Annotated in this window: 3 protein-coding genes; 2 read left to right on the top strand and 1 reads right to left on the bottom strand. The window is 72.6% G+C overall.

The window, feature by feature from the left end:
- Positions 1-167: 167 nt before the first annotated feature.
- The gene (locus ACYVE9_RS25290) at positions 168-569 is read left to right on the top strand and encodes an STAS domain-containing protein (RefSeq protein WP_461030214.1); all 402 of its coding nucleotides are present in this window, start codon (positions 168-170) and stop codon (positions 567-569) included.
- Between the two features lie 181 nt (positions 570-750).
- Positions 751-1,191 (top strand): ATP-binding protein, encoded by a 441-nt coding sequence (locus tag ACYVE9_RS25285; protein ID WP_461030213.1) that lies wholly within the window; start codon positions 751-753, stop codon positions 1,189-1,191.
- A gap of 146 nt (positions 1,192-1,337) precedes the next feature.
- Here the strand turns inward: ACYVE9_RS25285 and ACYVE9_RS25280 are convergent, their stop codons facing one another.
- Entirely contained in the window at positions 1,338-1,607 is a 270-nt protein-coding gene (locus ACYVE9_RS25280; protein ID WP_461030212.1) for a chaplin, read from the bottom strand.
- Between the last annotated feature and the right edge of the window lie 205 nt (positions 1,608-1,812).

Below are 1,812 nucleotides of genomic sequence, written 5' to 3'. Positions count from 1 at the left end.
GTCGGCCGCTCGCCGGAACCGGACCCCGCGCCCAGGAGCGGGGTCCGCGGGGCTGATCGGGTGGCCGCGGTGCCGCGAACCGGTGGCGTCGGTCCCGCACGAGGTGATCCGCGTCACTCGGCAGTGCTGACGGCCCGAACCACTCGTTGCGGCAGGGTGTGAACACCATGAACGCCGCTCCCATACTGCTCCCACTCCCGCCGGTGCTCGCGCCGCAGAGCGGCGGCGCGGACCCGCCGCCGCAGGTGGTGGCCGACGCCCGCTGGTCCCACGGCTGCTGCGTACTGGCCCTCACCGGGGAGATCGACTACTTCAGCGCGGAGTGGGTCCGTGCCGCGCTCACCACCGCCGCCGCCGGAGGCGGCCCGACCCGCGTGGTGGTGGACGTCTCACGGGTCAGCTTCTGCGACTCCGGCCTGCTGCGGGCACTTCTCCCGTGGCGCACCGCACAGCGGGAGGTCCGTCTCGCCGCGCCCTCCGAGGCGGTACGGCGACTGCTGGCCGTCGCCTGCCCGCGGGATCTGCAGCCCTGCCACGGCAGCGTGGAGCAGGCCCTCAGCCGCCACTGAGCGGGGGCGACGGCGGGTGAGAGCCGCCCGTCACGGCTGTCCGAAGCGCCTCCGGCCAGCCACTGCTCCGTGTCCGGATCGTTGCCCGAGGTCGTGAATCGGTGCGGAACGCCTGGCGTCACCCTGGTCGGCCCCGGGTATACGCAGTGTTGCCGCTGCACCCGCACGGGAAAGGCAAGCCATGATCATCACGTACCCGCTGCCGGGCATCGAGTCTGACGAAGCCGTACGTCTGAGGCGCGACACGGCCGTGAACGGGACGTCGGGATCCGGCGCCCACGCCCGGCGCTTCACCGCTGACTTCCTGCACGACGTCGACGACTCGGGTGTCCTCGTGCCACCCCGCTCCCTGGAGGACGTGCAGCTCGTCGTCAGCGAACTGGTGACCAACGCCGTCAAGTACGCGGGCGGTCCCGCCCTGCTGACGCTCTCCGTCGACCCCGTCGAGAACACCGTCCAGGTCTCGGTGTGGGACGCCAATCCGGAGCCACCGGTGCGGCTCGCGCCGGACGCCGCCCGGGTGGGCGGCCACGGTCTGGAGATCGTGCACGTGCTCAGCCGGTCGGTGCGCGTCGAGTCGGGCCCCTCCGGCAAGTACGTGCACGCCGTTCTGTCCATCTGACAGCGCTGTGCCCCGCCCGTGCAGGAGCGGGGCACAGCGCTGTCGTATGTCGGTCCGCTCCGTGCGCCGCGGCCCGCGGGGGAGCTGCGCGGCACACCGGAGGACCGCCGGACCGGGCGCCCGCCGGGACGGGCGCGCCGAGTGGATCAGTGCTTGTAGTGCTTGTGGTACTCGGTGTCGCCGTTGACGCAGGTGTTGCCGGCCGCCGGGTTCAGTGCGCCGATAAGGCTCAGGGTGTTGCCGCAGATGTTCACCGGCACGTGGATGGGCACCTGGACGACGTTGCCGGAAAGCACACCGGGCGAACCGACAGCGGCACCCTGGGCGACGCTGTCAGCCGACGCGACGCCCGCGCCGCCGATCAGTGCGATACCCGCGACGGCTGCCACAGCGGCGGTCTTCACCATGCGAACCATGGGTCGGTCCTTTCTCAGAATGGCCGACGCACAGGGAACGAGCGCCGGGCGACGTGCTGCCGCTCGCTACGAATCGCCACGAATCGCCCCCGCTACAAGGGACCGGCACCACTTTCACCCGCGCGGAGGGCACGCCTCACTCGCTTGCCCGGGCGGCGGCCCGGCGGCCGGCGTGGTGCGTGGGCGGGGCGGCGCGGTCCGGCGC

The sequence above is a fragment of the Streptomyces sparsus genome (genome assembly GCF_054776295.1).
Note: the sequence above shows the minus strand (reverse complement) of the source record. Positions and strands in the feature narration are given on the sequence as shown.